The organism is Pseudomonas arsenicoxydans (assembly GCF_900103875.1).
Lineage (GTDB): Bacteria > Pseudomonadota > Gammaproteobacteria > Pseudomonadales > Pseudomonadaceae > Aquipseudomonas > Aquipseudomonas arsenicoxydans.
In genome coordinates, this window is sequence record NZ_LT629705.1 from 6,028,416 (window position 1) to 6,054,450 (window position 26,035).

At 59.9% G+C, this 26,035-nt stretch carries 21 protein-coding genes and 1 pseudogene; 6 read left to right on the plus strand and 16 right to left on the minus strand.

The genetic code is table 11. The annotated features are described in order from the left end of the window. Position 1: 1 nt before the first annotated feature. The 4 genes from BLQ41_RS28280 to zwf form a co-directional block, all read right to left on the minus strand. Entirely contained in the window at positions 2 to 727 is a 726-nt protein-coding gene (locus BLQ41_RS28280; RefSeq protein WP_090187327.1) for an intradiol ring-cleavage dioxygenase, read from the minus strand. 264 nt (positions 728 to 991) lie between these two features. Further along, positions 992 to 1,657: a bifunctional 4-hydroxy-2-oxoglutarate aldolase/2-dehydro-3-deoxy-phosphogluconate aldolase gene (locus tag BLQ41_RS28285; RefSeq protein ID WP_090187330.1), complete on the minus strand. Its 666-nt coding sequence runs from the start codon at positions 1,655 to 1,657 to the stop codon at positions 992 to 994. A 17-nt stretch (positions 1,658 to 1,674) separates the two neighbouring features. Further along, on the minus strand, positions 1,675 to 2,388 hold the full coding sequence (gene pgl / locus BLQ41_RS28290) for a 6-phosphogluconolactonase (protein WP_090187333.1): 714 nt from the start codon (positions 2,386 to 2,388) through the stop codon (positions 1,675 to 1,677). Next, positions 2,375 to 3,844 (minus strand): glucose-6-phosphate dehydrogenase, encoded by a 1,470-nt coding sequence (gene zwf, locus BLQ41_RS28295; RefSeq protein WP_090187336.1) that lies wholly within the window; start codon positions 3,842 to 3,844, stop codon positions 2,375 to 2,377. Before zwf ends, pgl begins: the two co-directional genes overlap by 14 nt. A gap of 239 nt (positions 3,845 to 4,083) precedes the next feature. Here zwf and BLQ41_RS28300 point away from each other — a divergent pair, with 239 nt between their 5' ends. Further along, the gene (locus BLQ41_RS28300; protein WP_173667542.1) at positions 4,084 to 4,944 is read left to right on the plus strand and encodes a MurR/RpiR family transcriptional regulator; all 861 of its coding nucleotides are present in this window, start codon (positions 4,084 to 4,086) and stop codon (positions 4,942 to 4,944) included. A 107-nt stretch (positions 4,945 to 5,051) separates the two neighbouring features. Here BLQ41_RS28300 and BLQ41_RS28305 read toward each other — a convergent pair whose 3' ends face one another. The 11 genes from BLQ41_RS28305 to edd all read right to left on the minus strand — a co-directional run bounded on the left by BLQ41_RS28305 (position 5,052) and on the right by edd (position 18,534). Beyond that, positions 5,052 to 5,906: a D-hexose-6-phosphate mutarotase gene (locus BLQ41_RS28305; protein ID WP_090187339.1), complete on the minus strand. Its 855-nt coding sequence runs from the start codon at positions 5,904 to 5,906 to the stop codon at positions 5,052 to 5,054. 116 nt (positions 5,907 to 6,022) lie between these two features. Beyond that, the gene (locus tag BLQ41_RS28310) at positions 6,023 to 7,369 is read right to left on the minus strand and encodes a carbohydrate porin (protein ID WP_090187342.1); all 1,347 of its coding nucleotides are present in this window, start codon (positions 7,367 to 7,369) and stop codon (positions 6,023 to 6,025) included. A 128-nt stretch (positions 7,370 to 7,497) separates the two neighbouring features. Further along, on the minus strand, positions 7,498 to 8,658 hold the full coding sequence (locus BLQ41_RS28315; RefSeq protein ID WP_090187344.1) for an ABC transporter ATP-binding protein: 1,161 nt from the start codon (positions 8,656 to 8,658) through the stop codon (positions 7,498 to 7,500). 2 nt (positions 8,659 to 8,660) lie between these two features. Continuing rightward, a complete protein-coding gene (locus tag BLQ41_RS28320; protein ID WP_090187346.1) occupies positions 8,661 to 9,506 on the minus strand; it encodes a carbohydrate ABC transporter permease in 846 nt (281 codons plus the stop codon). After that, entirely contained in the window at positions 9,499 to 10,407 is a 909-nt protein-coding gene (locus tag BLQ41_RS28325; RefSeq protein ID WP_090187348.1) for a carbohydrate ABC transporter permease, read from the minus strand. The genes BLQ41_RS28320 and BLQ41_RS28325 overlap by 8 nt, the downstream gene beginning before the upstream one ends. A gap of 93 nt (positions 10,408 to 10,500) precedes the next feature. Further along, on the minus strand, positions 10,501 to 11,802 hold the full coding sequence (locus tag BLQ41_RS28330; RefSeq protein WP_090187350.1) for an ABC transporter substrate-binding protein: 1,302 nt from the start codon (positions 11,800 to 11,802) through the stop codon (positions 10,501 to 10,503). A 117-nt stretch (positions 11,803 to 11,919) separates the two neighbouring features. Then, positions 11,920 to 13,179 carry a D-mannose isomerase gene (locus tag BLQ41_RS28335; RefSeq protein ID WP_090187353.1) on the minus strand — a complete coding sequence of 420 codons (1,260 nt, stop codon included), beginning with the start codon at positions 13,177 to 13,179 and terminating at the stop codon, positions 11,920 to 11,922. Between the two features lie 234 nt (positions 13,180 to 13,413). After that, the gene (locus BLQ41_RS28340; protein WP_090187355.1) at positions 13,414 to 14,883 is read right to left on the minus strand and encodes an ATP-binding protein; all 1,470 of its coding nucleotides are present in this window, start codon (positions 14,881 to 14,883) and stop codon (positions 13,414 to 13,416) included. Next, positions 14,873 to 15,604: a response regulator gene (locus BLQ41_RS28345; RefSeq protein ID WP_090187359.1), complete on the minus strand. Its 732-nt coding sequence runs from the start codon at positions 15,602 to 15,604 to the stop codon at positions 14,873 to 14,875. Before BLQ41_RS28345 ends, BLQ41_RS28340 begins: the two co-directional genes overlap by 11 nt. A gap of 156 nt (positions 15,605 to 15,760) precedes the next feature. After that, positions 15,761 to 16,711 (minus strand): glucokinase, encoded by a 951-nt coding sequence (locus tag BLQ41_RS28350; protein WP_090187362.1) that lies wholly within the window; start codon positions 16,709 to 16,711, stop codon positions 15,761 to 15,763. Further along, a complete protein-coding gene (gene edd / locus BLQ41_RS28355) occupies positions 16,708 to 18,534 on the minus strand; it encodes a phosphogluconate dehydratase (protein ID WP_090187365.1) in 1,827 nt (608 codons plus the stop codon). Before edd ends, BLQ41_RS28350 begins: the two co-directional genes overlap by 4 nt. A 220-nt stretch (positions 18,535 to 18,754) precedes the next feature. On the opposite strand from edd, the gene gap reads away from it, so the two are divergent. The 5 genes and pseudogenes from gap to BLQ41_RS28380 all read left to right on the plus strand — a co-directional run bounded on the left by gap (position 18,755) and on the right by BLQ41_RS28380 (position 24,282). Further along, entirely contained in the window at positions 18,755 to 19,756 is a 1,002-nt protein-coding gene (gene gap, locus BLQ41_RS28360) for a type I glyceraldehyde-3-phosphate dehydrogenase (RefSeq protein WP_090187367.1), read from the plus strand. A gap of 156 nt (positions 19,757 to 19,912) precedes the next feature. Beyond that, positions 19,913 to 20,377, plus strand: coding sequence for a methylglyoxal synthase (locus BLQ41_RS28365; protein ID WP_090187370.1), 465 nt, complete (start codon positions 19,913 to 19,915; stop codon positions 20,375 to 20,377). Positions 20,378 to 20,943: 566 nt separating this feature from the next. Then, positions 20,944 to 21,951 (plus strand): annotated as a pseudogene (locus tag BLQ41_RS31510) (PDC sensor domain-containing protein); the annotation flags it as partial. Positions 21,952 to 22,053: 102 nt separating this feature from the next. Then, complete coding sequence (locus BLQ41_RS31515; protein WP_456239014.1) at positions 22,054 to 22,809, plus strand: methyl-accepting chemotaxis protein; 756 nt, start codon at positions 22,054 to 22,056, stop codon at positions 22,807 to 22,809. Between the two features lie 141 nt (positions 22,810 to 22,950). Continuing rightward, a complete protein-coding gene (locus tag BLQ41_RS28380) occupies positions 22,951 to 24,282 on the plus strand; it encodes a CoA transferase (protein WP_090187373.1) in 1,332 nt (443 codons plus the stop codon). Positions 24,283 to 24,359: 77 nt separating this feature from the next. Here the strand turns inward: BLQ41_RS28380 and arcD are convergent, their stop codons facing one another. Then, positions 24,360 to 25,787: an arginine-ornithine antiporter gene (arcD, locus tag BLQ41_RS28385; protein ID WP_090187375.1), complete on the minus strand. Its 1,428-nt coding sequence runs from the start codon at positions 25,785 to 25,787 to the stop codon at positions 24,360 to 24,362. Between the last annotated feature and the right edge of the window lie 248 nt (positions 25,788 to 26,035).

The following is a 26,035-nucleotide window of genomic DNA, read 5'->3' on the forward strand; positions in this document are numbered from 1 at the left end:
GTCATACCGTGTACTTGTCGAAGTCCTCCGGCCTGATGTGTGTCGAGGAAGCGAACGTGTCGATACCGATGGTCATGTGGCCGAAATAGCCATCCTCGTTCGAGTCCCGACCGAGGGTGTGAACGGTCAACGTCGACGCCTCGCCGCCCTGGTGGCGATAGTGAAAGTCTTGATCGTTGGTCAGCGGTGAAGCGGATCGACCGCTGTACTCACGGGCGTTGAGCACCGAGCGTGAGGCGACCTCGGGAAAGTAGAGCTGACCGACCCAGGCAACGTGCCGTTCCTGCAGAAAATTGTTGCCGGAGGTAATGCGAACGGCGACATGGATGTGCACGGCACGACCGGCGTAGAACCCCGGATAGATCGAGGTAAAACGCACGATGCCTTTCTTGTCGGTGAATTGCCCGCCACGCAGGTAGGTGTCGTCGTCAGTGCGCAGGACCGAGCCGATGTCCCCGTCGTCGACTTCCTTGTCCGGATTGATCTTGCTCCATCCCGAATACGCCCCGCGCGCATTGCAATGCCAAATATCGACCAAGGCCCCGGTCACTGGCTGGCCCGTCATGGCATCGACGATTGCCAGCCGAAGCACCAACGGAATGCCGTCGGCGCTTTCGCTGATGTTGCGTCTGATCAATTGGGGATTGCGAAAATACGGACCGGCGATTTGCTCGGGAGACAGCAGGTAGACCGGGTGTGAAGGTGCAACTGAAGTGTTGTCGTCCATGACGTTCTCTCTTCCATAAGATGAACGCAGGTTAACGCTGACCGAAGGGCGTGAGGCGGTAACTATGTATCGCCTGATGTCCCCTGTGGGAGCGTGGCTTGCCCGCGATTCAGACACCGCGGTCCGACAGACATACCGCGTCATCGTTCATCGCGGGCAAGCCACGCTCCCACACGTTTTTTTTGCGGGCAAAAAAAAACGGTGCACCGACCAAGCGCACCGAAAAGCCGTAGAACACACAACGAGGTGTCAGGTAAAAGCCGATCAGTCCAACAGCGCCAGGGCCTCGGCGGTGCATTCCTGAATGCGGGCCCAGTCGCCGTTCTTGATCCACTCCGGATCAAGCATCCAGCTACCGCCCACGCACATCACGTTTTTCAACGCCATGTAGCTCTTGATATTGGCCGGGCTGACGCCGCCAGTCGGGCAGAATTTCACTTCGCCGAAAGGGCCGCCGAGCGCCTTGATGGCCGCGACGCCACCGCTGACTTCCGCCGGGAACAGCTTGAAGCGGCGATAACCCAGGCCATAGCCTTCCATGATGCCGGAGGCGTTGCTGATGCCTGGCAACAGCGGAATCGGGCTGTCGACGCTGGCTTCAAGCAGGTCACGGGTGATGCCCGGCGTGACGATGAATTGCGAACCCGCCGCTTCGGCAGCGGCGAGCATGGTGCGATCCAGCACCGTACCGGCACCGGTCACCAGTTCCGGACGCTGCTCACGCAGGATCTGGATAGCCTTGAGGCCGAACTGCGAACGCAGTGTCACTTCCAGGGCTGTCAGGCCGCCGGCAGCCAGGGCGTCGGCCAGTGGCAGGACGTCCTGTTCGCGAGCGATGGTGATCACCGGCAGAATCCGCGCCTTGGCGCAGAGGCTGTCGATCAGGGCAACTTTGTCCGCCATGGAAACGGTCGGGGATGTGTTTTTCATAGCGGCTGTTCCTTGGCTCATGGGCACCAGTAAATCTCTAACGTAGGTTGCAGAAACGCGCGAATCGGCATGGCGGCGACATCGTCACCGGCCAATGCGGCACTCAAAGTGGTCAGCTTGGACTGACCGGAAATCGATAGAACGGTGGTCTTGGCCGAGGCCAATAGCGCACGACTCATCGTCAGGCGTTGATGCGGCACGGTAGGCGCCAGCATTGGGTAGCAACGACGCGTGCCGTCGACTTTCAAGGCATCGGCCAGGTTCGGGCTGTTCGGAAACAGCGACGCGGTGTGACCGTCATCGCCCATGCCGAGGATCAACACGTCGATCGGAGGCAATTCGGCGAGCAAACGGTCAGCCTGCTCGGCCGCCAGCTCAAGGTTCGCGGTGGCGCTGTACAGGCTCAGAAACTGGGCCTTGGCCGCCGGGCCTTGCAGCAGATAGCGCTTGAGCAGACCGGCATTGCTGTCGGCGTGCTCGACCGGCACCCAACGCTCATCGGCCAGGGTCACGACAACCTTGGACCAGTCCAGCGTTTGCTTGGCCAGGTGCTGGAAAAACGCCACCGGGCTGCGACCACCGGAAACCACCAGGGTCGCCGTGCCGCGTGCATCGATTGCCTCGCTCAGTTGCTTGGCCACATTCAGCGCCAAGCCCTCAGCCAACAGCACCGGGCTCTTGAACTCATGGGCGCTGACACCCTGAAGCAGTTTCAAATTAGATATCGCCATACCACGACCTCCCGTCCCGCGTGATCAGTGCAATGGAACTCATCGGTCCCCAGGACCCGGCCGCGTACGGCTTGGGCGCATCACCGGATTTTTTCCACCCGGCGATCAACTGGTCACACCACTTCCACGCGGCTTCGATTTCATCTTTACGGACAAACAGGTTCTGATTGCCGCGCATCACTTCCAGCAGTAACCGTTCGTAGGCATCGGGAATCCGCGCGCTACGCCAGGTGTCGGAAAAATTCAGCTGCAACGGGCCGCTACGCAGCTGCATGCCCTTGTCCAGGCCTTGTTCTTTGGTCATCACGCGCAAGGAAATACCTTCGTCCGGTTGCAGGCGGATAATCAGCTTGTTGCTGATTTGCAGACGCTGCTCGGGGGCGAAGATGTAGTGCGACGGTTCCTTGAAGTGGATGACGATCTGCGACAGCTTCTGCGGCATGCGCTTGCCGGTACGCAGGTAGAACGGCACGCCAGCCCAGCGCCAGTTGCGGATGTCAGCTCGCAGGGCGACGAAGGTTTCGGTGTCGCTCTGGGTGTTCGAATTCGGCTCTTCCAGGTAACCCGGCACCGGTTTGCCTTCGCTGTAGCCGGCGATGTACTGGCCGCGCACCACTTGCGTGGTCAGGCCTTCCGGACTGATCGGCGCCAGCGCCTTGAGTACTTTGACTTTCTCGTCACGAATACTGTCGGCGGACAGGTCAGCCGGCGGGTCCATGGCGATCAGGCACAGCAGCTGGAGCAAGTGATTCTGGATCATGTCCCGCAGCTGGCCGGCCTTGTCGAAATAGCCCCAACGGCCTTCGATCCCGACCTTCTCGGCCACGGTGATTTCCACGTGGGAGATGTAGTTCTGGTTCCACTGGGTTTCGAACAGGCTGTTGGCGAACCGCAGGGCGATCAGGTTCTGGACGGTCTCTTTGCCCAGGTAGTGGTCGATGCGGTAGGTGCGATTCTCCGGGAAGAACTGCGCCACGGCATCGTTGACCTTGCGCGAGGATTCCAGATCCGAACCGATGGGTTTTTCCAGCACCACACGGGTGTTTTCCGCGAGGCCGACTTTAGAGAGGTTCTCGCAGATCGCGCCGTAAACGGCCGCCGGGGTGGCGAAGTAGGCAATCACGCGCTGAGCGCTACCAGCCATTTCAGCCAGGGCGACGTAATCGTCGGCCTTGAGGAAATCCACATGCAGGTAGCTCAAACGGGCCAGGAAGCGTTCGACCACAGCTTCGTCCAGCTCTTTGGCACCGACGTAGCGGCGCAGCTCGGAGGCGATGAACGCCAGGTGCTCCTGCTCGCTGCCAGGCTCACGGGCCAGCGCGATAATGCGCGTATCCTCGTGCAACAGGCCTGCGCCATCGAGTTGATAAAGGGCAGGAAACAGCTTGCGCAAGGCCAGGTCGCCGAGGGCGCCGAACAAGGCAAAGGTGCACGGTTCAACCGTAATCGAAGGCATGATGTTTGTTCTTTTATCAAGTTAAGCTACAAATACCTTTTTTCAAGGCATCACTCAAGGGAAAATGTAGTAATAACCACAACATTTTCGCAAAATACAGATTCCGAGTGGTGGACGGTCGGAGCCATCAGTAGGATAGGCCACCGTTACGGGCCCGATCAAAGTCCCAATTTGCATAGCCGGGGCTCTTATTTGCATTGCTCTCATGTTTGCGGAGCTAAGGAACATATATGGACCGCGTGCGAAATTTACTGGAACAGATCCAGAATCGCCTTGAAGACCTGAACAAGGCAGAACGCAAAGTCGCCGAAGTCATCCTGCTCAACCCAGAGCAGGCCACCCGGTTCAGCATCGCCGCGCTCGCCCAGGCCTCTAAAGTCAGCGAGCCGACGGTCAACCGTTTTTGCCGTTCGTTCGGCGTCAGCGGCTACCCGGAACTCAAGCTTCAATTGGCCCAGAGCCTGGCCAGTGGCGCCGCGTACGTCAGCCGCGCGGTCGAGGCCGATGACAATCCCGAAGCGTACACCAAGAAGATTTTCGGCAGCGCCATCGCGTCCCTGGACAGCGCGTTGCAGGCACTGGACCCGAACCTGATCAGCCGCGCCGTCGACCTGTTGATCCAGGCCCGGCAGATCCATTTCTTCGGCCTCGGCGCTTCGGCCCCAGTGGCGCTCGATGCGCAGCACAAGTTCTTCCGCTTCAACCTGGCCGTCACCGCCCACGCCGACGTGCTGATGCAGCGCATGATTGCGTCGGTGGCACACACCGGCGAGTTGTTCGTGATCATTTCCTACACCGGCCGCACCCGCGAACTGGTGGAAGTGGCGCGTATCGCCCGGGAGAACGGCGCCTCGGTGCTGGGGTTGACCGCCGAAGGTTCGCCATTGGCCAAGGCCAGTACGTTGAGCCTGAACATTCCGTTGCCCGAAGACACAGACATCTATATGCCGATGACCTCGCGGATTATTCAGCTGACAGTGCTGGATGTCCTGGCCACCGGCATGACCTTGCGCCGAGGCGTGGATTTCCAGCCGCATTTGCGCAAGATCAAAGAGAGCCTGAATGCCAGCCGGTATCCGATTGGGGATGAGTTCAACTAAGCGTTACGCTTGACAGATCGCAGCCTCGTTTCACTCGACAGCTCCTACAGGTTTACACGAGCTCTTGTAGGAGCTGTCGAGTGAAACGAGGCTGCGATCTTTTGATCTTACGCCCCGACCCGCGCCTGCAAACTCAAATGGGCCCTCTGCCCCGGCGCCAGACTTAGGCTATCGGTTCCTCCACTCGCGGCTTCAACGCACACAAACTCGGAAATCTCGTTCCAGCTCACCCCCAGCAACGGCCGTGTGCCCGGATGCCAAACCACCGTGTCCGCATGATCGCCGGTGTCGATGCACAACTCGCGCTGCCAGGCGTGGTCCTTGATGTGCAATTCGCCGTCATGCTGGAACACCCGCTGACAACCACCCTCGACCCGCAATTCACCTTCCTGCTGGCAAACCTGGCGGTTCAACTGGTCGTATCCCTGCGCGCCATCGAGCCCAGACAGCGCTACCTCACCCACGTCACCAATACGCCAGTAAGCGTGCAACGCCTGACTCAATTGGCACGGCAAGCTGTCCTGATGCTCGGTGCTCAGGCGTAAATCCATTCGTTCGCCAAGGTGTGCGTGCAAGTCCACTTGCCAGTCGCATAGCTGAAGTTGCCAATGCAGGTGCACGCCATCGTCGTCATGGCGGCTGTCGAGCAGCTTCCAGTCGATCAATCGTGCCCAGCCATGGGAAGGCCAGGCGTTTTCGCTTGGATGACGGCCATACCACGGCCAGCACACCGGCACGCCGCCACGAATTGCACCGACCTGCGGCCACTTCGCCGCGCACCAGAGCCAGGGTTTCTGGCCTGTGGGCTGGAAGTGCAGCAACTGCGCGCCCTGACGACTGAACACCGCCTGACACAGCGGATGGTCGATCACCAGCACGTCGCGCTTCTGATAGCGCTCCCACGCAAACACCGGTCGTTCGCGCAACGATTTGAAGAAGCGTTGTAGCGGATGCTCATGCATGTGCCACGGTCCTGAAAAACATCTGTCACCAGGGCGTGCGCGGCCCCCAAAAAAAAGCGGACAGCCAAGGCTGTCCGCAAAAATGCGCACATAGAGAGGAGCTTATCGCAACAACGTTAGAACACCGACTGAATTTTCAGGCCGGCGACCAGCGCGTTGTCGACCTCATCAACACCACCTGGGTGAGTGACGTATTGCAGGTTCGGACGCACGGTCAGCCAGTTGGTCACGTGGAAGCCGTAGTTGATCTCGTAGTTGTACTCGGTGCTACGCAGCGGCGAGAACAGCGGATCGTTGTAGTCGGAGACACCGTTGCTGGCGTTGACCAGCTCAGCGTTTTTCTTCACGTCATCGTTGACATGGATACGGGCAAAACCGATCCCGACGTCATCTTTTGGACGTGCGTCGAATGGGCCCTTGTACACAAACATCAGCGACTGGTAGTTGTCGACAACGTTGGTGTCCTTGTCGTGGAACGTGGCGTTCGCCGCAACGTTCAGACCACGGGAAGCGTCGCCATTGTGGGTGGTGAGTTGCTGCTGCACGACACCCCAGTAGCCGTGCTTACTGTCGTGAACGCGGTAGCCGTTACCGGTGGTCGCTGCGTCATTGCCGTTGGCGTCTTTGAGAACGTCATTAGCGTCAGCCGTGCTCTTGTAGTAACCCACACGGTATTCGCCCGGCAGGCCGTTGACCTTCGGCGACCAGACCAATTCCACTGGCAACACGGTGCCCTGGGTACCGCTGCCGCTGAGCTTGAAGCCGTTACCGTGCTCCAGCTGCGACGGGTTCTGGTTGTAGGCACCAATCTGCGCATACAACTCAGGCGTGATGTTGTACTTCACGCGCAACGCCGCCTGGCTGATCGGCCAGTTGTACCAGATGTTGGTGGCCCAGTTACCCACCTGGGAACCGCAGAACGCCAGGTTCTGGAATTCGCACGGGAAGGTGTTGAAGTCTTCGCCTTCGCCGAAGTAACCGGCCTTGACGTCCAGTTTGCCGTCGAGGAACTGGTGTTGAACCCACAGCTGGGTCAGACGGACCATGTGACCACGGCCGTAGACTTCCTGAGAGGAACTCAAGGTCCCGGCACGCGGGTCACCAACGCGGTCATTGGAGATGTTCTGACCGTTACGGTTGGTGAATTGGATCTTGGCCTGGGTGTTATCCCAGCCCCAGAGCTTTTGCAGGTCCAGCGCCACGCCCAGACCAAACTGGTCAGCGTAACGGGCAGTCTTGTCGTCGTTGTAGCCGCCATGCAGGTTGCCGCCGACTTCACCGACGTAGTCGGCCTTGATGTCGATACCTTGCTCAAGCAGCTTGGTCCGCTCGCCACCCCAATCACCGGTCATCCACTTGGAATCGGCGCTGAACGCGTCAGCCGCATGCACACTACCGACCATCATCATTGCCGCAACAGCTGACAATTGGCAGATAAGCTGAGCGTTGTTCTTCTTCTTCATCCCTACATCCTCGTTTTATTGTTATTAACTGTTTTTATTTAACGCGGTTACATCTTTTGCGCAGAGCGACAGGCCGTTCTGCGCATATCCCCCTGTGAGAGCAGGTTTGCTCCCACATTTCTTCATCATCAGCGGCCTTTGAACTGAGCGACGTTGGCGCTATGGCTCTCGGCTTTTGGTTGACCTGCCACGCCCAGGCGCTCACCCGTCTTGGCATCGAACAACAGCACCTTCGATGGATCGAATTGCAGGGTCAGGGTCTCGCCCACGGCCGGTGCAACGTCCGGCGCCAGACGGCAGCAGACTTTGGTTTCATTGAGATTGACGAACACCAGGGTGTCGGGACCGGTTGGCTCGGTGACCTGGACTTCGGCGCGAATGGTCGGCAAACCATTAGGCTCGCTGCCAGCCAGCACGATCTGTTCCGGGCGCAGGCCGAGGATCACTTCGCGATCCTCCAGACCGGCGTCCTGCATGCCCATTGGCAATTCGCAACGCGCCTGGCCGCTGTCGAGCAACGCCAGCAGACGACCTTCCTTGCGCTGCAAACGCAGCGGGATGAAGTTCATCGGCGGCGAACCGATGAAGCTCGCCACGAACAGGTTGGCCGGGTTGTTGTAGATCTCTTTCGGCGTGCCGAACTGCTGAATGATCCCGTCCTTCATCACCGCCACCTTGTCGCCCAGCGTCATCGCTTCGATCTGGTCGTGGGTCACGTAGACCGTGGTGGTTTTCAGGCGCTGGTGCATCAGTTTCATTTCGGTGCGCATCTCGACGCGCAGCTTGGCGTCGAGGTTGGACAGCGGTTCGTCGAACAGGTAGATCTTCGGCCGACGCGCCAGGGCACGGCCCATCGCCACGCGCTGTTGCTGACCACCGGAGAGCTGGCCGGGTTTACGGTTGAGCAAGTGTTCGATCTGCAGCAGCTTGGACACCCGCGCCACTTCCGCTTCGATGTCGGCGGCGGGCATTTTGCGGATCTTCAAGCCGAAGGCGATGTTCTCGCGCACGCTCATGGTCGGGTACAGCGCGTAGGACTGGAACACCATGGCGATGTCGCGATCCTTGGGGCTCATGCCGCTGACGTCCTGATCACCGATCATGATCGCGCCGCCAGTGATGGTTTCCAGGCCGGCGATGCAATTCATCAGGGTCGATTTGCCACAACCCGAAGGTCCGACCAGGATCAGGAACTCACCGTCCTTGATCGACAGTTCGATGTTCTTGAGGGTGTCCGGCAGGCCAGGGCCATAGGTCTTGTTTACATTGCGAAGTTCGAGCGTTGCCATGATTACCCCTTGACTGCGCCGGCCGTCAGCCCGCGCACGAAATACTTGCCTGCGACCACATAGACCAGCAGGGTCGGCAGCCCGGCGATCATCGCCGCCGCCATATCAACGTTGTATTCCTTGGCCCCGGTACTGGTGTTGACCAAGTTATTCAACGCCACCGTAATGGGTTGCGAGTCACCGCTGGAGAACACCACGCCGAACAGGAAGTCGTTCCAGATCTGGGTGAACTGCCAGATCAGGCAGACCATGATGATCGGGGTGGACATCGGCAGGATGATCAAGCGGAAGATGGTGAAGAAGCCCGCGCCATCGAGCCGCGCCGCCTTCACCAGCGCATCGGGCACGCTGACGTAGTAGTTGCGGAAGAACAGCGTGGTAAACGCCAGGCCATACACCACGTGCACGAACACCAGGCCCGTGGTCGTGCTGGCCAGGCCCATCTTGCCGAGGGTGAACGAGGCCGGCAGCAGCACGGTCTGGAACGGCAGGAAGCAACCGAACAGCAGCAGGCCGAAGAACAATTGCGAGCCGCGAAAGCGCCACATCGACAGCACATAGCCGTTCAGCGCACCGATGGCGGTGGAGATCAGCACCGCCGGAACGGTGATCTTGATCGAGTTCCAGAAATACCCGTCAACCGTGCCCCAGGCCTTGACCCAGCCAATGCCGCTGACCACGGTCGGCCAGCTCAGCAGGTTGCCGGAGTTGATGTCTTCGGGCGTCTTGAAACTGGTCAACAGCATGACCACCAGCGGTATCAGGTACAGAAATACGGCAAGGATCAGGACGCCATAGATCGCGATGCGACTCAGGCTGATAGAAGGTTTGGCAGCGAAACTAGTCATGACGCTTGGTCCTCAGCTCGGAGTACAGGTAAGGCACGATGATTGCGAGAATCGCACCGAGCATCAGAATCGCACTGGCCGAACCCATGCCCATCTGGCCGCGACTGAAGGTGAAGGAATACATGAACATCGCCGGCAGGTCGGACGAATAACCCGGGCCACCGGCCGTCATTGCCGCCACCAGGTCGAAACTCTTGATCGCGATGTGGGCCAGGATCATCACTGCGCTGAAGAACACCGGGCGCAGGCTCGGCAACACCACTTTCAGGTAAATGCGCGGCATGCTCGCGCCATCGATCTGGGCTGCACGGATGATCGATTGATCGACGCCACGCAGACCGGCGAGGAACATCGCCATGATAAAGCCCGAGGCTTGCCAGACCGCAGCGATCACCAGGCAATACACGACGCGATCCGGGTCGATCAGCCAGTCCAGGCGAAAGCCTTCCCAGCCCCAGTCACGCAGCAATTTGTCCAGGCCCATGCCCGGGTTGAGCAGCCACTTCCACGCCGTACCGGTGACGATCATCGAGAGCGCCATCGGGTACAGGTAAATGGTGCGAATGAAACCTTCACGACGAATGCGCTGGTCAAGAAACACCGCCAGCAGCACACCGATCACCAGGGTGATACCGATGAACATGCCGCCGAACAGCGCCAGGTTCTTGCTCGCTACCCACCAACGATCGTTGTCGAACAGCCGTTGGTATTGCGCCAGACCTGCCCATTTGTAAGTCGGCAGGAAAGTCGACGTGGTGAACGACAGGACGAAGGTCCACAGGATATAGCCATAGAACCCCACCAGGACGATGAACATGCTGGGCGCCAGCACCAGTTTGGGGAGCCAGCGCTGCAATGCATCGAACGGCGAGGCCTTGCTGAACACAGCAACAGAACTCATGGGAAGATCCAGTACGTAGAAATAAGGATTACAAGCGTATTCCTTGGTGGGAGCGAGCAAACCCGCTCCCACCAGGAACTGCGACGCTAACGGTTACTTGGCCGCTTTGATCGCTGTGCCAAGTTGCTTGGCCGCAGTGGCCGGATCGGCTTTCGGGTCGTTGATGAAGTTGGTCACGACATCAAAGAACGCGCCTTGTACCGCCAGCGTGGTCGCCATGTTGTGCGCCATGCTTGGCTGCAAGCCGCCGGACTTGGCGTCCGCCAGGAAGTCCTTGGCAGCGGTCTGGGCGCAGGAGTCGAAACCGTACTTGCCCATGTCGTTCAGCATGTCGATCCGAACCGGGATCGAGCCTTTGTTGATGCTGAAGACTTTCTGGAAGTTCTCACCCAGCACGATCTTGGCAATGTCCTGCTGAGCGGCAGCAGTGCCCTTGTCTTTCTGTTTGAAGACGGCCAGGGAATCGATGTTGTAAGTGAAAGCCTTGTCGGTGCCCGGGAAGGCTACGCACTCGTAGTCTTTGCCGGCGACTTTCTTGGCCGCTGTCCACTCGCTCTTGGCCCAGTCGCCCATGATCTGCATACCGGCCTTGCCGTTGATGACCTTGGCCGCTTCCAGGTTCCAGTCCTGGCCTTTGCCGTCGGCGTCCATGTAGGTCGCGACTTTCTTCAGCTCGGTCAGCGCCTTGACCATCTCAGGACCGGTCAGTGCAGCGTTATCGAGGTCGACCAGGGCTTTCTTGTAGCCGTCGACGCCCATGACCGAAAGGACCACCGCTTCGAACACAGTGCTGTCCTGCCAAGGCTGGCCACCGTGGGCAAGCGCAATGAAGCCTGCAGCCTTGAGCTTGTCACCGGCTGCGTAGAATTCCTGAAGGGTGGTTGGCGCTTTTTCGATGCCGGCTTTCTTGAAGACTTCCGGGTTGATCCACAACCAGTTGACGCGGTGAATGTTCACCGGCACGGCCACGTAATCACCGTCGTACTTCACAGTATCGGAGACTTTCTTGTCGAGCAGGCTGTCCCATTTTTCTGTTTTGGCAGCGTCTTTCAAGACGTCGGTGTCGAGCAGACCGGTAGACGCCCATTCCTGGATGTCCGGACCTTTGATTTGCGCTACGCCTGGCGGGTTACCGGCAACGGCGCGGCTTTTCAGTACGGTCATGGCCGTAGCACCGCCACCACCGGCGACAGCACCGTCCTTCCAGGTGAAACCGTCTTTTTCGACTTGGGCCTTGAGGACATCGACAGCAGCTTTTTCACCACCGGACGTCCACCAGTGAACGACTTCTACCGAACCTTTGGAATCGGCGGCAAGCGTACTCAGGGGGAATGCAGACAGAGGAAGCAGTGAAGCGAGAGAAATGACAGTAGCGAGGCGAGAAATCGCATTCATCTAGTAGTACCTTTCTTGTTGTTATGCATGCAAGTCTGGTGCTTGCGCTGCATAGGATTTTAAACAGGAGTCATCCCCTCGCAGGTAACGAAGGGACGCTGGAATGTCACCGCATGGTTACACAGGAGCGCTCTGGGACACCTGCCCCAAGGCCGTGGCCATGCTCGGCGCCAATGGCAGGCGCGGGATCAAAACGGCTTGCCAGGCGTGATACAGATCCGGTTTGCCACCCCAGATATCAGCGCTTGGGCGGTTTTGCGGGTCCAGTTCATGGTGCCAACTGCCACCTTCACGGTCGATGAAATGACTGTCACAGAATTCCCAGAACAGTCGGTACCAGGCTTCGTATTGCTCATCGCCGGTGCGTTTGAGCAGTGCACTGGCAGCGGCGCTCGCTTCGCAATGGGTCCAGTGCAGGCGATGGCTGACCACGGCGCGATTGCTCCAGTCCAGCGTGTAGACAATCCCGGGCAACCCGTCGACATTCCAGCCATGGCGGCAATTGTTATCGAAGAGTTTTTGCGCATCGGTCGCCAGCCAGCCCGGCGTGAGCATCCCGGCCTGGACCCGCGCGGCCTCGAGGTGCAGTAACAAACGCGCCCACTCGAAACCGTGACCCGGGGTGGTGCCGTAGGGACGAAAACCGTCGGCCGGATTGTCGTGGTTGTAGTCGCGCAGCGGTTGCCAGTTGCGGTCGAAATGCTCGACCACCAAGTAATCGTTGGCCGCGGCGTGACCATGGATCACCCGCTCGACAATGCGCTGGGCGCGGCTTAACCAGCGGTTGTCGTCAGTGACATCGGCCAGTGCGAGAAAGGCTTCGGTGGTGTGCATGTTGCTGTTGGCGCCGCGGTAGGCCTCCTCCTCGCTCCAGTCGCGATTGAAGGATTCGCGCATCGCGCCCTCCTCCTCGCTCCAGAAATGCGTGTCGATGATGTTGATCGCGTCATCGAGCAAGGCCTGCGCACCGGGGCGTTGAGCGACCACTGCGGAACTGGCAGCCAGCGCAACGAAGGCATGCAGATAAGCGGCCTTACCGGTGTTGTCGTGAACAGGATGGGCGCTGGCGAACCAGCCGCCGTGCTCGGCATCTTTCAACGGACCGCTGAGGGCCCGGACGCCATGATCCACCAGCTCGGCAAAACCCGGCAGCCCCTGGATATGCGCCATGGCGAAGCTGTGGGTCATGCGCGCGGTGTTCATGGTTTCGGCTTGGGCATCGGCCGGGAGGCGGCCCTTTTCATCGAGGTTGCCAAAGCCTTCCGGGAGCTTTGAAGCCTTGGCGAACGCCAACAGGCGCAGGCCTTCGGCGGCGAGCCAGTGTTGATGGGCAGGTGCGTTCAGCCAACTGCTGAAAGCCGGTTGGAAGGTGTCCATGGGGTGCCTTTTTTGTTGTTATGACTGGTCGCAGTCTAAACAACGGCGGGTGGCGGGCTTGTAACGAAGGGGGCGAGTTATGTCACCGCCCTGTGACATTTCTTTGAGGAATTGTGTTGATTGGGCTGACGCCATCGCGGGCAAGCCCGCTCCCACAGGTTATGTGCACATTTTCAAAATGCAGGTATTCCTGTGGGAGCGAGCCTGCTCGCGATGAACGATGACGCGGTCTCGCTAATCAACACTGCGCGGCAACTGCAACGTCACCCGCAGCCCGCCCTCACGCAGATTCTGCAGGCTGACTTCCCCGCCATGACTATGGGCAATATTGCGTGCAATCCCCAACCCCAGGCCATAACCCTGCTGCTGCCCGGCGAGGCGGAAGTGCGGTTCGAACACCTGCTCCAGCCGCTGCTCCGGCACGCCAGGTCCTTCGTCGTCGACGTGCAGGATGAACGCGCTTTCATCGTCATCGATGTGCAGGTGCGCGTTTTGCCCATACTTCAACGCGTTGTCGATCAGGTTGCCGATGCAGCGCTTGAGCGCCAGCGGTTTCCCCGGATAAGCCGCCATCGCCCGCCCCTGCTGGGTCACGCGACCATTGCCATTGGGCGCCAGGTACGGCTCCACCAGGCAATCCAGCACGTGATTGAGATCCACCGGTTCGATATTTTCGTGGATGTCGGTGTCTTTCACGCATTGCAGCGCGCCTTTGACCAACAACTCCAGCTCATCCAGATCGCGACCGAACTTGGCTTGCAGCTTTTCGTCTTCAAGCAACTCCACGCGCAACCGCAAACGGGTGATGGGCGTGCGCAAGTCGTGGGAGATCGCACTGAACAACTGGCTGCGCTCAGTCAGGTAACGGCTGATGCGCTCGCGCATGGCATTGAAGGCGCGCCCCACTTCAACCACTTCACTGCCGCCACCCTCAGCCACCGGCTCGACTTCGGCGCCCAGGGACATGTCCCGCGCCGCCCGCGCCAGGCGCTTGAGCGGCCGGCTCTGCCAATGCACCAACAGGCCGATGAACAACAGCAAGAAGCCGCTGGTGAGGACGATGAACCACACCTGTTGCGCCGGCAGGCCCTGCTCTTCAAGACTGGTGTAGGGCTCGGGCAGCAACGACGCGATGTACAGCCATTCCCCCGGCGCCATCTGGATCTGCGTGACCAGCACCGGCGGGTTGATCGGTTCCAGGGTCAGCGCGTAGTGCGCCCAGGAGCGTGGCAATTCATCAAGTTTCAACCCGCTATTGAAGATCCGCAGGTCGGCGGGACTGACGAAGGTCACGGAGATATCCGTGTCGTGACCCAGGGAATCGCGCAACACTTCGTCCACCGCTTTGAGGACCGCCGCTTTACGCGGGGTGATCGGCAGCACTTCCATGCCCAGGGGCTTGTCATTGAGGGTCACCACGAACCGGGTGCCGCCCATGCTGCGCAACTGGTCGAGCACCAACGGACGAAACGCCACCGGCAGCGAGCGAAAGTAACTGACGCTGGCGGTCATCGAATGGGCGAGGCTGCGGGCGCTGGTGACCAGGCCCTCGAGCTGGGTGGCGCGCAGTTGCGAAACCCAGATCACGCTCGACAACGTCTGCGCGAACAGCACCGCCAGCAAGGTCAGCAGCAACATGCGCCCAAGCAGCGAACGCGGCACCGGCACCCGGGCAGCGAGCTTGCGGAAAAACTCAGTGACCATTGCTGGCAACCACATTGGCGGCCAGTTGGTAGCCGCTGCCGCGTACGGTTCGGATCAGCCTCGGTGGCTTTTCGGTGTCGCGCAGGCGTTGACGCAGACGGCTGACGGCCATGTCGACAATGCGATCCAGCGGCATCAGATCACGGCCACGGGTGGCGTTGCCGATGGTGTCGCGGTCAAGGATTTGCTGAGGGTGATCGAGGAACAGTTTCAGTAACGCGAAGTCGGCGCCGGAGAGAATCACTTCTTCACCGTCGGTGTGGAACAGTCGATGACTGACCATGTCCAGGCGCCAGTCGTCGAAGGCCAGCACTTCGCCGCCGGAGCGCTCCTGGCCGAATTGCGCACGGCGCAACAAGGCCTTGATCCGTGCCTGTAATTCACGAGGACTGAAGGGTTTTCCAAGGTAGTCGTCGGCACCCAGCTCCAGGCCGATGACGCGGTCGGCCTCGTCGGAACTGGCTGTGAGCATGATGATCGGCACCTGAGCCTGACGCGGGTGCTGGCGGATCCAGCGACACAGGCTGAAACCGTCTTCGTCCGGCAGCATCACGTCAAGGATCACAAGATCGCTCGGGGCCTCGTTCATGGCTTGGCGAAAGCCTGCGCCATCGGGCGTGGTGCGGACCTGGAAACCGGCGCGGGTCAGGTAGGTGTCCAGCAACTCGCGTATCTCTTGATCGTCATCGACCAACAAAATCGACTTGTTGACTGAGCTCACGGGGCGGCGTCCTTGTTGTTTGAGTTGTGCGGATTATGCCTGATGGACCTTGAATATTTGTTGTCTGTTCTGGCCCCATCGCGGGCAAGCCCGCTCCCACAGGGATTTAGGTGATCCTGTGGGAGCGGGCTTGCCCGCGATGAAGTCGACTCGGTTTCAGGCCTGGTCGAGCGCGACACCCGCACCGACAAGGCCGGAATACGGCGCCGTCACCAGCCACACCGGAATGCCTTTGAAGTAATCGCTCATGCAACCCTTGTCGGCGAAGCACCGGGCGAAACCGCTTTCGACAAAGAAATCGGCAAACCGTGGAATCACCCCACCGACGATGTACACACCGCCGCGCGCGCCCGTGGTCAACACGTTGTTACCGGCCACGCGACCGAGCCAGCAGCAGAATTGCTCCAGCACTTCCAGTGCCACCGGATCGCCTGCCAACCCGGCAGCGGTGATCGCTTCCGGTGTTTCGAGCACCGGCGTATGACCGTCCACCGCACAGATCGCCCGGTAAACCCGTGGCAAGCCGCTGCCGCTCAACGCGGTTTCCGCGCTGACATGACCGATCTCATTGAAGATGTGCTGCCACAGCTGAGTTTCCCGCGGGCTGCTCAGGGGCAAATCAACGTGACCGCCCTCGCCCGGCAATGCCGCAAAGCGACCTTCGCCAAGGTCGAGCAAGGTGCCGACACCCAGCCCCGTGCCCGGCCCGATCACCACAGCGGGACGCAACGGTTCCGGCGTGCCTTCGCACACCACGCGAAACTCGCCGGGCTGTAAACGGGTCATGCCCAGGGCCATCGCCGAGAAATCGTTGATCAGCAGCAGTTGATCGACCTGCAAAGTCTTGCAGAAACCCTTGCGGCTCAGGCGCCAGTGATTGTTGGTGAACTTGAATTCATCACCGCTCACCGGACCGGCGACCGACAGGCACACCGAACCAATGTCGCCCGCCTTAAGCCCCAAGCCACTGAGGTAGACACCAATGGCTTCCTCAGGGCTGGCGTAATCTGCCGTCGCCAGCACCTGGATCGATTCCAGTTGCTGGTTTTTCCACAACGCGAAACGTGCGTTGGTCCCACCGATGTCACCGACCAAAGCCAGTTTCAATTAAGCGTCTCCAGGGCAGAAGTAAAGGCGCTGGCGCCCTGCTCTGCGGAGCTGAAAGCCATGCGCATGAAACCAAACAGTTCGCGACCGGTGCCGATGTTGTTGCCCAACAGGCCCTTGGCCGGCGTGCGCGCTGCGAATTCTTCGGCGTCCACCTTAAGCTCCAGGGTGCCTTTGACGCCATCGACGCGGATGATATCGCCCTCTTGCACCCGCGCAAGTGCGCCGCCCACATAGGCTTCAGGACTGACGTGAATCGCCGCCGGGATTTTCCCCGACGCGCCGGACATGCGCCCGTCGGTTACCAAGGCCACTTTGAAGCCGCGATCCTGCAGCACGCCGAGGAACGGCGTCATCTTGTGCAGTTCCGGCATGCCGTTGGAGCGCGGGCCCTGGAAGCGCATCACTGCAACGAAATCCTTCTCCAGCAAACCGGCCTTGAACGCATCGGCCAGGTCCTGCTGATCCTGGAACACCATGGCCGGCGCTTCGACGATCTGGTTCTCCAGCGCAACGGCCGAAACCTTCATCACACCACGACCGAGATTGCCTTCCATCACCCGCAGGCCGCCTTCTGGCGAGAACGCACGAGCCACGGGACGCAGGATGCTTTCGTCGAGGCTTTCGGTGATGCCTTCGCGCCAGACCAGTTCGCCGTTGTCGAGGAACGGTTCCTTGGTGTAGCGGCTCAGGCCGTGGCCCAGCACCGTGTTGACGTTTTCGTGAAGCAGCCCGGCTTCCAGCAGTTCGCGGATCAGGAACGACATGCCGCCCGCTGCCTGGAAGTGGTTGATGTCGGCTTTACCGTTCGGATAGACGTGGCTCAGGGTCGGCACCACCTCGGAGAGGTCGGCCATGTCCTGCCAGGTCAACTGGATGCCCGCCGCCATGGCGATGGCCGGCATGTGCAGCGTGTGGTTGGTCGAACCGCCGGTGGCGTGCAGGGCGACGATGGAGTTGACCAGCGAGCGCTCGTCGACGATTTCGCCGATCGGCAGGTAATTGCCATTCTGTTTGGTAATGCGCGTCACCTGATGCGCCGCTTCGCGGGTCAGGGCATCGCGCAGCGGCGTGTTCGGATTGACGAAGGAAGCACCCGGCAAGTGCAAGCCCATGACTTCCATCAGCAACTGGTTGGTGTTGGCGGTGCCGTAGAAGGTGCAGGTGCCGGGACTGTGATAGGAATTCATTTCCGATTCCAGCAGCTCTTCGCGGCTGGCCTTGCCTTCGGCGTAGCGCTGGCGCACGTCGGCTTTCTGCTTGTTGGAAATGCCCGAAACCATCGGCCCGCCCGGCACGAAGATCATCGGCAGATGACCGAAACGCAGCGCGCCCATCATCAGGCCCGGCACGATCTTGTCGCAGATGCCGAGCATCAGCGCGCCATCGAACATGTTGTGGGACAACGCCACGGCGGTGGACAGCGCGATCACTTCGCGGCTCGGCAGGCTCAGTTCCATGCCCGGCTCGCCCTGGGTCACACCATCGCACATGGCCGGGGTGCCGCCAGCGAACTGGCCGACGGAGCCGATTTCGCGCAGGGCCTTTTTGATCTGTTCAGGAAAGACTTCATACGGCTGATGCGCCGAGAGCATGTCGTTATATGACGAAACAATCGCGATGTTCGCGGAGTTCATCATCCGCAAGCTGTTCTTGTCCTCGGTGCCGCAACCGGCCACGCCGTGGGCGAAGTTGGCGCATTGCAGCTTGCCGCGCATCGGGCCGTCGCTGGCTGCACCGCGAATGAGTGCAAGGTAAGCCTCGCGAGTTGCGCGACTGCGGGCGATAAGCCGTTCGGTGACCTCAAGGACGCGGGGATGCATGTGTAGAACTCCAGGCTAACGGATGTGGCGACCTGATTGTCTATGCTGAACAAGGACCGTTGTGTGTGGGATGACAGACGGTTTGCTTGTTCGGTCGGACCAGTTGATTCAGGTCACTCGTTGTAGATTGAACAAAATATTGCCATTAAAAAGGCTTGTTTTCTATTTTTATGCGAATAATCTTGTAATTCCAACAACAAAACGACGGCGGCCCTGTTAAATGACTCTTCGAATCGCAATCAATGGTTTTGGCCGAATTGGCCGCAACGTCCTGCGCGCACTGTATACCCAAGGCTATCGCCAGGATCTGCAGATCGTTGCCATCAATGACTTGGGCGACAGCTCGATCAATGCCCATCTGCTCAAGTACGACACTGTTCACGGCACATTCGACGCCGATGTCCAGCACGATCAGGAAAGCCTGACCGTCAATGGCGACCGAATTTCTGTCAGCGCCATTCGTAACCCGGCCGACCTGCCCTGGGCCGCGGAAAAAATTGATGTGGTGCTCGAATGCACCGGTCTGTTCACCGACCGGGCCAAAGCCGCCGCGCATATTACGGCCGGCGCACGCAAAGTGATCATATCGGCACCGGCCAAAGGCGCCGACGCCACCGTGGTCTACGGGGTCAACCACGACATTCTGCGCCAATCGCACCAGATTATTTCCAACGCCTCGTGCACCACCAACTGCCTGGCGCCTGTGGCTCAGGTGCTGCACCGCGAGTTGGGCATCGAAAGCGGCCTGATGACCACGATCCACGCCTACACCAACGACCAGAACCTCACCGACGTCTACCACACTGACCCGTACCGTGCCCGTTCGGCCACCCAGAACATGATCCCGAGCAAGACCGGCGCCGCTGAAGCGGTCGGCCTGGTGCTGCCGGAACTGGCGGGCAAACTGACCGGCATGGCAGTGCGTGTTCCAGTGATCAACGTCTCGCTGGTGGACCTGACCGTGCAGCTCAAACGCGAAGCGAGCGCTGACGAAGTCAACGCGCTGCTAAAAGAAGCCAGCCAGCACTCGAAGATTCTCGGCTACAACACCCTGCCGCTGGTCTCCAGCGACTTCAATCACAACCCGCTGTCGTCGATCTTCGACGCCAACCACACCAAGTCCAGCGGCAAGCTGCTCAAGGTACTGGCCTGGTACGACAACGAGTGGGGCTTCTCCAACCGCATGCTCGATAACTGCCTGGCGCTGTGCAACGCCGAATAAGCGCTGACGCAAAGCTGTAGGAGGTGTGTAGGAGCTGTCGAGTAAAACGAGGCTGCGATCTTTTGATCTTGATCTTAAAAAATCAAAGTCAAAAGATCGCAGCCTCGTTTCACTCGACAGCTCCTACAGGTCGAATGACGTCTGGGAGCAGCACCGATGATCGGTATCAGTTTCACGCAAAAGACCATGGCGGCGCGCAAGCGCATCGCCCTGGTCGCCCACGACCACTGCAAGGTGTTTTTGCTGGATTGGGCCGAACGGCACAAAGACAGGCTCGCGCAACATGAGCTGGTCGCCACCGGCACCACCGGGTTGTTATTGCAGCAACGCCTGGATCTGCCGGTGGAAAGCATGATCAGCGGCCCTCTGGGCGGTGATCAGCAGCTCGGCGCGCGCATCGCCGAACAGCGGGTCGACATGCTGGTGTTTTTCTGGGACCCGTTCGAACCGCAGCCACACGACCCGGACATCAAGGCGTTATTGCGGGTCGCGGCAGTCTGGAACATTCCGGTGGCCTGCAACGAATGCAGCGCCGACTACCTGCTCAGCAGCCCGATGATGGATCAGGCGCACCAGCACCGCATCCCCGATTACGCGACCTATCTGCTGGGTCGCGCCTAACCCCTCCCCCCTCAATCATTGATCACTCGAGCGGATGACAAGCCGTTGTCATTCGCTCGAATCAATGGCTTGCCACCAGCAGATTCAATTGTTGCAACTCTGCATAATCTCCTGATTTTTTTGCCATTTTCAGGGCATTTTCCTGCGCAAACGTTCAACCATGACCGCTCGTCGGAGCCACCATCATGCATCCTCGCCCCACGCCGATGTGCATTGAATGGCGCTGAATGGATTTGGCGATCGGGTCGACTTCGACTCACAGCCAACACCTCATCCATTTGCGAGTTCGCCCTATGTTCGACTCACTCTCCATCCGCCTGAAAATTGTCCTGCTGTCCGGTCTGTGCCTGCTGGGTGTGATCGCGCTGATCGTCAGCATGAACTTCTACCAGACCAATCAGAACGATGAGCTGGTCAGCGCCTCCAGCAGCAAGATGCTGACGGACAGCGTGCAGAACCTGCTGCAGTCCAAAGCGGCCGAGCAAGCGGTGCGGGTGCAGAAGACGTTTGGTGAAAACCTGCTGGTGGTGACCGCCCTCGCCGACCAGATCAAAGACATGCGCAACATGGCCGCCAAGCGTTCGATTGAAGCCGGCGCCCTGCGTGAAGAGCTGAACCAGAGCCTGAAAACCGCCTTCGAGCGCAACAGCAAGGTGCTGGGGATCTGGCTGGCGTTCGAGCCCAACGGCCTGGACGGCAAGGACAGCGAGTTCGCCAACGATGCCGCCCGCCAGTCCAACGAAGTCGGACGTTTCGCCAGTTACTGGAGCCGCGCCGGTGGGACCGGGCTGAACACGATCATGGTCGAAGACGACATGACCAAAACCACCTTGAGCCTCAGCGGCACACCCTACAACAGCTGGTACACCTGCCCTCGCGACAGCAAGCGCACCTGCCTGCTCGACCCGTATGCGGACACCGTCGGTGGCAAGGAAATGCTGATGACGACGATTGCCGTACCGCTGTTGGTGGACGGCAAATCCATCGGGGTAGTCGGTGTGGACATTGCTCTGGACGCACTGCAAGCCGCCGCGATCGACTCCCAGCGTGAGCTGTTCAACGGCGCCGGGCACATGCTGATTGTTTCCGGCAGCGGCGTGCTCGCCGGTTACAGTGTCGACGCCAGCAAGGTCGGTAAAAACATCGGCGAAACCCTGGGCGCAGACGGCAAGGATATCTTGCAACTGCTCAATGGCGGCACGCCGAAGATCCTCGAACAGGGCGACCTGATTCGCGCGGTGTACCCGGTCAGCCCGATCAACGATTCCAAGGCTTGGGGCGTGGTCATCGATCTGCCCAAACAAGTACTGCTGGCCGACTCGGTGAAGCTGCAAACAGTGCTCGATGAGGCCCAGCAAAGCGGCACGATCAAAGCTGTGCTGGTGGCTGTCGTTGCCGGGCTGATTGGCCTGTTGCTGATCTGGCTCACCGCGTCCGGCGTGACCCGGCCGATCAACAGCGTCGCCGAAATGCTCAAGGCGATTGCCAGCGGCGACGGTGACCTGACGCAGCGCCTGCATTACACCAAGAAAGACGAACTGGGCGAACTGGTGAGCTGGTTCAACCGCTTCCTCGACAAGCTGCAACCGACCATCGCGCAGATCAAACAAAGCATCAACGACGCCCGAGGCACCGCCGACCAGTCTTCGGAGATCGCCCGCCAGACCAGCGAAGGCATGCAGGTGCAGTTCCGCGAAATCGACCAAGTCGCCACCGCGTCCAACGAGATGAGCGCCACTGCCCACGACGTCGCCAACAGCGCGTCGAACGCAGCCAATGCCGCCAAAGGCGCCGATCAATCGGCCCGCGACGGCATGTCGATCATCGAGCGCAGCACCCGTGACATCAATCAACTGGCCGACGAAGTCAGCAAAGCGGTGACCGAAGTCGAAGCGCTGGCAGTCAACAGCGAACAGATCGGTTCGGTACTGGAAGTGATCCGCAGCATCGCCGAGCAGACCAACCTGCTGGCCCTCAACGCGGCCATTGAAGCGGCCCGTGCCGGTGAGAGCGGTCGTGGTTTTGCGGTGGTGGCCGATGAAGTGCGCAACCTGGCCAAACGGACCCAGGATTCGGTGGAAGAAATTCGCATCGTCATCGAGCGCATCCAGTCCGGCACCCGCGGCGTGGTCGCCACCATGCATTCGAGCCAGACCCAGGCCCACAGCAACGCCGGGCAGATTCAACAAGCGGTCCAGGCCTTGAGCAAAATCAGCGACGCGGTCACCGTGATCAGCGACATGAACCTGCAAATCGCCAGCGCCGCCGAACAGCAAAGCGCCGTGGCCGAAGAGGTCAATCGCAACGTCTCGGCGATCCGTACCGTCACCGAAACCCTGACGGGCCAAGCCACCCAATCGGCGCAGATCAGCAACCAGCTCAACTCCCTGACCAACCAGCAGATGAAATTGATGGATCAGTTCCGCGTGTAACCTGATCGTTCCCACGCTCTGCGTGGGAATGCAGCCCGAGACGCTCTGCGTCTCAGAAGCGGACGCGGAGCGTCCCTTGAGGCATTCCCACGCAGAGCGTGGGAACGATCTATCATGAAGCCCTCTTCCGGAGGGCCTTCAATGACTGGTTTACTCACGTCCATTCAAGCCGCACTCGGCTTGCCCCATACGCCGATTCCATTCACGTCGAGCGGCGCCCTGCCCTCGGCGTTTGCCATCACTGACCTGGCGTGCGCCAGCATTGCCGCGGCCGGCCAGGCGGTCAGTGAACTGCTGCAACAACACACCGGCCGTTTACCCACACTTGAAGTCGATCGCCGTCTGGCGTCTTTCTGGTTTGCAACCTCGATCCGTCCTGTTGGCTGGAGCGTTCCACCGCCGTGGGACCCGGTGGCCGGTGACTACGCGGCCCAGGACGGCTGGATCCGCTTGCACACCAATGCCCCGCATCATCGTGCCGCCGCCGAACGGGTGCTCGGCGCTTGTGCCGACCGCGCCGCGATGGCAGCCCAGGTTGCGCAATGGGCGAAATCCGATCTGGAGCAGGCCGTGGTCGACGCCGGTGGCTGCGCCGCCGAAATGCGCACCTGGGCGCAATGGCAGACGCATCCCCAAGGTATGGCAGTGAACGCCGAACCGCTGATTCAATTCAGTGCCGGCAACAGCCCAGCCGCAAAACCTTGGCAAGGTTCGGTGGCGCAACCGCTGGCGGGCATCAAGGTGCTGGATCTGACCCGTGTGCTGGCCGGCCCCATCGCCAGCCGTTTCCTCGCCGGTCTAGGTGCCGAAGTCTTGCGCATCGACCCTCCAACCTGGAACGAACCGGGCGTGGTGCCGGAAGTCACGCTGGGCAAACGCTGCGCGCGCCTGGACCTGCACGACACAAGCGATCGAGCGGTGTTCGACAGCCTGCTCAAGGACGCCGATATCGTGCTCCACGGCTACCGCGCCGATGCACTGGAACGCTTGGGCTACGGCGTCGCCGAGCGACAACGACTGGCACCGGGGCTGATTGATGTCTGCCTCAACGCCTACGGCTGGAGCGGCCCGTGGCAGAACCGTCGAGGGTTCGACAGCCTGGTGCAGATGAGCAGCGGGATCGCTGAAGCGGGTATGCGGTGGAAGAACGCAGACAAGCCGACGCCATTGCCGGTGCAGGCGCTGGATCATGCGACCGGATATTTGATGGCGGCAACAGCGATTACATTGTTGGGCCGTGGCGGGTCGGCCAGATTGTCGCTGGCACGCACCGCAAAACTGCTGATTGAAAATGGCCCGGGCACAGATGAAGCGTTGCGGGCAGAAGATGAAAACGATCAAGGGTTGTTAATTGAGCAGACGCCTTGGGGGCCGGCGCATCGGCTTCATGTGCCACTGAAAATCATCGGGACGCCGCTGCAGTGGGCGCTTCCAGCGGCTGAATTGGGTTCTCATCTTCCGAAGTGGCGGTGACTTTCAGACAACTATCGCGAGCAGGTCGATGCTGCGTGAGTAAACGCCATCGACCGCTTGATACGCCAGCAACAACCTCACAACGACAGCAAGCCGCTGTACAACCCGTACGCACCCAGCCCCGCGCCGATGCTCACGCAGGTAAAAATCCCCTTCTCGACATGGGTGAACAATGGTTCGCCCTGCTCATGTTTGGCCTTGGCGAACAGAATCACGCCCGGCGCATACAGCAGCGCCGACAGCAGCAAGTACTTCACCCCGCCCGCATACAGCAACCACATTGCGTAACACAGCGCGATGCCGCCAACCATCAGGTCCTTGGTGCGTTCGCCCGAGGCGTGTTCGTAGGTTTCGCCACGCCCGCTCAACAGCACTGCATACGCTGCCGACCACAGGTACGGCACCAGAATCATCGAAGATGCGAGGTAGATCAGGCTGGTGTATGTCCCGGCCGAAAACAGCGTGATCAGCAGGAAAATCTGAATCATCACATTGGTCAGCCACAGCGCATTGACCGGCACGTGGTTGGCGTTTTCCTTCTTCAGGAAGGCTGGCATGGTCTTGTCGTTGGCCGTGGCGAAGAGGATCTCGGCGCACAACAGTGCCCAGGACAACAACGCACCGAGCAGCGAAATCGCCAGGCCAATGCTGATCAGCAAAGCGCCCCAGGGGCCGACAATGTGTTCCAGCACCGCCGCCAGCGAAGGGTTCTGCAGGGTGGCCAATTCGGGTTGGCTCATGATCCCCAGTGACAACACATTCACCAGCACCAGCAGCGCCAACACACCGACAAAACCGATGACCGTCGCCCGGCCCACGTCAGAACGTTTCTGCGCGCGGGCCGAATACACACTGGCGCCTTCAATGCCGATGAAGACGAACACGGTCACCAGCATCATGCTGCGCACCTGCTCCATCACACCGCCGAAATGGGGGTTGCTGCGGCCCCAGATGTCACGGGTGAAGATGTCGGCCTTGAACGCCACGGCGGCAATGACGATGAACATGATCAGCGGCACGATCTTGGCCACGGTGGTCAATTGGTTGATGAACGCCGCTTCCTTGATCCCGCGCATCACCAGAAAATGTACCGCCCACAACAGCACCGAGGCGCAGCCGATGGCAACTGGTGTGTTGCCGTGGCCGAACACCGGAAAGAAATAACCGAGCGTGCTGAACAGCAGAACGAAATAACCGACGTTGCCCAGCCAGGCGCTGATCCAGTATCCCCAGGCCGATGAAAACCCCATGTAATCGCCAAAACCGGCCTTGGCGTAGGCGTACACCCCGGAGTCCAGTTCAGGTTTGCGATTGGCAAGCGTCTGGAATACGAAGGCCAGCGCCAACATGCCCACGGCGGTAATTGCCCAACCAATCAATATGGCCCCGGCATCGGCGCGCGCCGCCATGTTTTGCGGCAAGGAAAAAATCCCGCCGCCAATCATCGACCCCACCACCAAAGCGATCAGCGCGCTCAAGCCGAGCTTTTGCATCGGTTGCGACATTCCTGCGTCTCCATTTCCCATCGCGACCATCGCCACGCGAACGTCACATAATCGGTTTTAACTAAATGGATAAAGCGTAATGACGTTTATCAATTAACGCCAACCAGTCTATTTATAACCGATCACTCTATGAGGCCACGCTGAAAATAGCGAATGAATAGTAGATCCTAATTAATCAATATCACCCGACTATCAAAAACTAACCCTTGCCAAAGCAGAAAAACGGACTAGCGTCTAAACCTCAATTG

Bases quoted from the DNA above. Each gene is read 5' to 3' on its own strand.
- BLQ41_RS28280 (WP_090187327.1), bottom strand. From the start codon at position 727: ATGGACGACAACACTTCAGTTGCACCTTCACACCCGGTCTACCTGCTG.
- BLQ41_RS28285 (WP_090187330.1), bottom strand. From the start codon at position 1,657: ATGAAAAACACATCCCCGACCGTTTCCATGGCGGACAAAGTTGCCCTG.
- pgl (WP_090187333.1), bottom strand. From the start codon at position 2,388: ATGGCGATATCTAATTTGAAACTGCTTCAGGGTGTCAGCGCCCATGAG.
- zwf (WP_090187336.1), bottom strand. From the start codon at position 3,844: ATGCCTTCGATTACGGTTGAACCGTGCACCTTTGCCTTGTTCGGCGCC.
- BLQ41_RS28305 (WP_090187339.1), bottom strand. From the start codon at position 5,906: ATGCATGAGCATCCGCTACAACGCTTCTTCAAATCGTTGCGCGAACGA.
- BLQ41_RS28310 (WP_090187342.1), bottom strand. From the start codon at position 7,369: ATGAAGAAGAAGAACAACGCTCAGCTTATCTGCCAATTGTCAGCTGTT.
- BLQ41_RS28315 (WP_090187344.1), bottom strand. From the start codon at position 8,658: ATGGCAACGCTCGAACTTCGCAATGTAAACAAGACCTATGGCCCTGGC.
- BLQ41_RS28320 (WP_090187346.1), bottom strand. From the start codon at position 9,506: ATGACTAGTTTCGCTGCCAAACCTTCTATCAGCCTGAGTCGCATCGCG.
- BLQ41_RS28325 (WP_090187348.1), bottom strand. From the start codon at position 10,407: ATGAGTTCTGTTGCTGTGTTCAGCAAGGCCTCGCCGTTCGATGCATTG.
- BLQ41_RS28330 (WP_090187350.1), bottom strand. From the start codon at position 11,802: ATGAATGCGATTTCTCGCCTCGCTACTGTCATTTCTCTCGCTTCACTG.
- BLQ41_RS28335 (WP_090187353.1), bottom strand. From the start codon at position 13,179: ATGGACACCTTCCAACCGGCTTTCAGCAGTTGGCTGAACGCACCTGCC.
- BLQ41_RS28340 (WP_090187355.1), bottom strand. From the start codon at position 14,883: ATGGTCACTGAGTTTTTCCGCAAGCTCGCTGCCCGGGTGCCGGTGCCG.
- edd (WP_090187365.1), bottom strand. From the start codon at position 18,534: ATGCATCCCCGCGTCCTTGAGGTCACCGAACGGCTTATCGCCCGCAGT.
- gap (WP_090187367.1), top strand. From the start codon at position 18,755: ATGACTCTTCGAATCGCAATCAATGGTTTTGGCCGAATTGGCCGCAAC.
- BLQ41_RS28365 (WP_090187370.1), top strand. From the start codon at position 19,913: ATGATCGGTATCAGTTTCACGCAAAAGACCATGGCGGCGCGCAAGCGC.
- BLQ41_RS31515 (WP_456239014.1), top strand. From the start codon at position 22,054: ATGCAGGTGCAGTTCCGCGAAATCGACCAAGTCGCCACCGCGTCCAAC.
- BLQ41_RS28380 (WP_090187373.1), top strand. From the start codon at position 22,951: ATGACTGGTTTACTCACGTCCATTCAAGCCGCACTCGGCTTGCCCCAT.
- arcD (WP_090187375.1), bottom strand. From the start codon at position 25,787: ATGTCGCAACCGATGCAAAAGCTCGGCTTGAGCGCGCTGATCGCTTTG.